Consider the following 4,536-nt stretch of genomic DNA (forward strand, 5'->3'; position numbering starts at 1 on the left):
CCCGGCGGGTCCGCGGCCGTCAAGCTCCCGGCCGTGACGGCGCTCGGCGCGCTGCTGCCCCCGCTGGCCGAGGTGGCGGCACCCCTGATGCCGGACGAGGACGACGAGCCCGCCTGGTCGGACCTCCACTACCGCGAGGACGGCCCGGTGGGCTTCCTGCGCTTCTCCTTCCCGGGCGGCGCGATGTCCGCCGACCACTGCCGCCGGCTGCTGGAGGCCTACCGCTTCGCGCTCGGGCGGCCGACCTCGGTGCTGGTGCTGGGCGGCGGCCGGGACTTCTTCTCCAACGGCATCCACCTCAACGTCATCGAGGCCGCACCGGACCCGGCCGCCGAGTCCTGGGCGAACATCACGGCCATGGACGACCTCGTCGCCGAGGTGCTCACCACCACCGACCGCCTGGTGGTCGCCGCCGTCGCGGGGAACGCGGCGGCCGGCGGCCTGATGCTGGCCCTGGCGGCGGACGAGGTGTGGTGCCGCGGCGGATCCGTCCTCAACCCGCACTACCGGCTGATGGGCCTGTACGGGTCGGAGTACTGGACGTACACCCTGCCGCGCCGGGTGGGCGCGGCGGCGGCCGAGCGGCTGACCCGTCAGGCGCTCCCGCTGTCCGCGCCGATGGCCGAGCGGGCCGGCCTGGTCGACCGCGTACTCGCCTGCGGCCCGCAGGAGTTCGGGCCGAGCACGGCCCACCTGGCCGGGCTGCTCGCCGCCTCGCCGGGCACGCAGCGCCGGATCGCGGAGAAGAAGGCCGCGCGCGAGGCCGACGAGCGGAGGAAGCCGCTGGCCGCGTACCGGGAGGAGGAGCTCGCGGTGATGCACCGGCAGTTCTTCACACCCGGATCGCCGTACCACGCGCTGCGCTCCGCGTTCGTCCGCAAGCGCCCCGCGCCCGCGGAGCTCCTCGCACGGACGTGACCCGAACGGCCCCGCCCGCTTGCGTCCACCGGGCGACCCGCGCGGGATTCCGGACCGGCGTTCGAACGGAACGGTTGCTATGACTGTCTTTGAGCCATTTCGAGCCATTCGTCCGGCTCCCATCCCCGAGGAGGCATCCTCATGGGTGCTGCAACCGCTGCAACCGCTGCAACCGCTGCAACCGCTGCAACAACCGACACCGACGTCGTGCACATCCTCTGGATCAACGCGGGCCTCAGCTGCGACGGGGACTCCGTCTCGCTGACCGCCGCGATGCAGCCGAGCATCGAGGAGATCGTCACCGGCGCGCTGCCCGGCCTGCCGAAGGTCGCGGTGCACTGGCCGCTGATCGACTTCGAGTGCGGCCCGGTCCAGGGCGCGGACGCGTTCGTCGAGTGGTTCTTCAAGGCCGAGCGCGGCGAGATCGAGCCGTTCGTGCTGGTCGTCGAGGGGTCCATCCCCAACGAGAAGATCAAGAAGGAGGGCTACTGGTGCGGCTTCGGCGACGACCCCGCGACCGGCCAGCCCATCACCACCAGTGAGTGGCTGGACCGGCTCGCCCCCAAGGCGACCGCCGTGGTGGCGATCGGCACGTGCGCCACGTACGGCGGCATCCACGCGATGGCCGGCAACCCGACCGGCGCCATGGGCGTGCCGGACTACCTCGGCTGGGACTGGAAGTCCAAGGCCGGCCTGCCGATCGTCTGCGTGCCCGGCTGCCCGATCCAGCCCGACAACTTCGCCGAGACGCTCACCTACCTGCTGTACCAGCTGGCCGGCTCCGCGCCGATGATCCCGCTCGACGACAAGCTGCGGCCCGTCTGGCTGTTCGGCGCCACCGTCCACGAGGGCTGCGACCGCGGCGGCTACTACGAACAGGGCCAGTTCGCCACCGACTACGGCACGCCCGAGTGCCTGGTGCGGCTCGGCTGCTGGGGACCGGTCGTCAAGTGCAACGTCACCAAGCGCGGCTGGATCAACGGCGTCGGCGGCTGCCCGAACGTCGGCGGCATCTGCATCGCCTGCACGATGCCGGGCTTCCCGGACAAGTTCATGCCCTTCATGGACCCGCCACCCGGCGCGCGCGTGTCCACGGGCGCCAGCAGCGTGTACGGAGCGGTGATCCGCCGGCTGCGCGCGATCACGCAGAGCACCGTCGACAAGGAACCGAAGTGGCGCCGCACCGGCCGCCACCTGACCACCGGTTACCGCCCGCCCTGGTGACGCCGCAGGGCCGCACACCCCCGGGTGTGCGGCCCGTCGCCGCCCCCGCCCGCACCTCCACCGAAACAGGCCACGACAGAAGGGCACGACACACACGATGGCAACACCGACGACCAGGGCGGCCGGCGACGGCAGCGGCCTGACCGAGATGTCCTGGGACCCGATCACCCGGATCGTGGGCAGCCTGGGCATCCACACGAAGATCGACTTCAAGCAGAAGAAGGTCGCGGAGTGCTACAGCACCTCGTCCGTCTTCCGCGGCTACAGCGTCTTCATGCGCGGCAAGGACCCGCGCGACGCGCACTTCATCACCAGCCGCATCTGCGGGATCTGCGGCGACAACCACGCCACCTGTTCGGTCTACACGCAGAACATGGCCTACGGGGTGAAGCCCCCGCACCTGGGCGAGTGGATCATCAACCTCGGCGAGGCCGCCGAGTACATGTTCGACCACAACATCTTCCAGGAGAACCTGGTCGGGGTCGACTACTGCGAAAAGATGGTCAAGGAGACCAACCCGGGCGTCCTGGACCTGGCCGAGCGCACCGAGGCCCCGCACGCGGGCGACCACGGCTACAAGACGATCGCCGACATCATGCGCTCGCTCAACCCGATCGAGGGCGCGTTCTACCGCGAGGCGCTCCAGGTCAGCCGCTACACGCGCGAGATGTTCTGCCTGATGGAGGGCCGCCACGTGCACCCCTCCACGCTCTACCCGGGCGGCGTCGGCACGGTCGCGACGGTGCAACTGTTCACCGACTACCTGACCCGCCTCATGCGCTACGTCGAGTTCATGAAGAAGGTCGTGCCGCTGCACGACGACCTCTTCGACTTCTTCTACCAGGCGCTGCCCGGCTACGAGGAGGTCGGCCGCCGCCGCGTCCTGCTCGGCTGCTGGGGCAGCCTCAACGACCCCGACCACTGCGACTTCACGTACCGCAACATGACGGACTGGGGCCGCAGGATGTTCGTCACCCCCGGTGTCATCGTGGACGGCAAGCTCGTCACCAACGACCTGACGCAGATCAACCTCGGCATCCGCATCCTGCTCGGCAGCTCCTACTACGAGGACTGGCAGGGCAAGGAACTCTTCGTCACCCACGACCCGCTCGGCAACCCGGTCGACGCCCGCCACCCGTGGAACCAGCACACCATCCCGCAGCCGCAGAAACGGAACTTCGACGACAAGTACAGCTGGGTGATGTCCCCGCGCTGGTTCGACGGCAAGGACCACCTCGCCCTCGACACCGGCGGCGGCCCGATCGCCCGCCTGTGGTCCACCGCGCTCTCCGGCCTCGTCGACATCGGCTACGTCAAGGCCACCGGACACAGCGTCATGATCAACCTGCCCCGCTCGATGACCAGGCCCGAGGTCACCTTCGAGTGGAAGATCCCGCAGTGGAGCAACGCCATCGAGCGCAACCGCGCCCGCACCTACTTCCAGGCGTACGCGGCCGCCGCCGCCCTGCACTTCGCCGAGAAGGCGCTCGACGAGGTCCGCGCCGGGCGCAGCCAGACCTGGGAGCGCTTCGAGGTGCCGGACGAGTCGATCGGCTGCGGCTTCACCGAGGCCGTGCGCGGCGTGCTCTCGCACCACATGGTGATCCGCGACGGCAGGATCGCCAACTACCACCCGTACCCGCCGACCCCGTGGAACGCGAGCGTGCGCGACAGCTACGGCACGCCGGGCCCCTACGAGGACGCGGTGCAGAACACCCCGATCTTCGAGGAGAACTCCCCGGAGAACTTCAAGGGCATCGACATCATGCGCGCCGTGCGCAGCTTCGACCCCTGCCTGCCCTGCGGCGTCCACATGTACGTCGGCGGCGGGCGCACCGTGCAGACCATGCACGTGCCCACCGGCCTGAGCGGGCTCACCGCATGACGGCCGAGCAGACCGGGCTGCGGATCCAGGAGGCCCTGGACGCCCTGGCCGGCAGCGGCGCCGAGCGAGCGGGCGAGCAACTCGTGCGCGACCTCATGGAGTTCTACGGCGAGGGCCTGGCCAGGCTGGTTCCGGCGCTCTCCCCGCCCGCCCTGGAGCGGATGCTGGACGACCCCGCCGTGGCCGGGCTGCTCCTCCTGCACGACCTGCACCCCGAGGACCTGACCGCCCGGATCGACCGGGCGCTCGCGGCCTTGCCCGAGCGGGTCGAGGTGCTCGGCTTCGACCCGGCCACCGGCACCCTGCGGCTGCGCCGTACGGCCTCCGGCTGCGGCTGCGCGGACCAGGACGTCGAGGCCGTCCTCGCCTGCCACGCCCCCGAGGTGACGGCCGTCGAGCTGGAGCGCGCCCCGCAGCTGCTCCAGATCGGCACCCGCCCGCAGCAGCCCGCGGAGGCGCGATGAACACGCGAAGGGTCTCCCGGGACGGCACCGCCCTGCTGCGCCGGT

The 4,536-nt window shown here is 70.8% G+C and carries 4 protein-coding genes; all 4 read left to right on the plus strand.

All coding sequences use genetic code 11. The features are described from left to right. The coding region (locus AB0O00_RS30500) for an enoyl-CoA hydratase/isomerase family protein (protein ID WP_363657239.1) at nucleotides 1-918 on the plus strand (918 nt) is incomplete at its 5' end. Nucleotides 919-1,059: 141 nt separating this feature from the next. Next, nucleotides 1,060-2,142, plus strand: coding sequence for a hydrogenase expression protein HypE (locus AB0O00_RS30505; RefSeq protein ID WP_363657240.1), 1,083 nt, complete (start codon nucleotides 1,060-1,062; stop codon nucleotides 2,140-2,142). A gap of 97 nt (nucleotides 2,143-2,239) precedes the next feature. Then, complete coding sequence (locus AB0O00_RS30510) at nucleotides 2,240-4,027, plus strand: nickel-dependent hydrogenase large subunit (RefSeq protein ID WP_363657242.1); 1,788 nt, start codon at nucleotides 2,240-2,242, stop codon at nucleotides 4,025-4,027. Next, the gene (locus AB0O00_RS30515; protein WP_363657244.1) at nucleotides 4,024-4,491 is read left to right on the plus strand and encodes a thioredoxin; all 468 of its coding nucleotides are present in this window, start codon (nucleotides 4,024-4,026) and stop codon (nucleotides 4,489-4,491) included. Before AB0O00_RS30510 ends, AB0O00_RS30515 begins: the two co-directional genes overlap by 4 nt. The last annotated feature ends 45 nt before the right edge of the window (nucleotides 4,492-4,536 follow it).

The organism is Kitasatospora sp. NPDC093558 (genome assembly GCF_040683475.1).
Taxonomy (GTDB): domain Bacteria; phylum Actinomycetota; class Actinomycetes; order Streptomycetales; family Streptomycetaceae; genus Kitasatospora.

What these genes read in the sequence shown, in the direction of transcription:
- AB0O00_RS30510 (WP_363657242.1), top strand. Translation starts at nt 2,240, where the DNA reads ATGGCAACACCGACGACCAGGGCGGCCGGCGACGGCAGCGGCCTGACC.
- AB0O00_RS30515 (WP_363657244.1), top strand. Translation starts at nt 4,024, where the DNA reads ATGACGGCCGAGCAGACCGGGCTGCGGATCCAGGAGGCCCTGGACGCC.
- AB0O00_RS30505 (WP_363657240.1), top strand. Translation starts at nt 1,060, where the DNA reads ATGGGTGCTGCAACCGCTGCAACCGCTGCAACCGCTGCAACCGCTGCA.